This window comes from Phormidium sp. CCY1219, from assembly GCF_055795085.1.
Map to the genome: position 1 here is coordinate 1 of NZ_JAYFEQ010000026.1, position 227 is coordinate 227.

At 59.0% G+C, this 227-nt stretch carries 1 protein-coding gene; it reads right to left on the reverse strand.

Features of this window, described 5'->3' with window-relative positions; translation table 11 throughout:
- A partial coding sequence (locus tag AC0QH1_RS00300; RefSeq protein ID WP_324628751.1) for a hypothetical protein occupies positions 1–227 on the reverse strand: 227 nt, incomplete at both ends.

A 227-nucleotide genomic window follows, 5' to 3' on the forward strand; every position in this document is an offset into this window, starting at 1 on the left:
AGCTTAGCCTGCATGGTGTCGATTTGTTCCTGTTGGCGCAAGAGTGCCGGGTGGTTGGCCGGGTCTTTGTAGCGAGCAATTTGCGCCTGCGCGCGCCGCAGTTCGGCTTGCAGTTGCGCCACCTGCTGTCGCTGCTGTTGCTTGTATGCTTCGAGTTTCTCCTTCACCTGCCCTGGGGAGAGGTACTCCTCGGGGGGCAAGAACACATCCACGAGATGCAGTTGTTC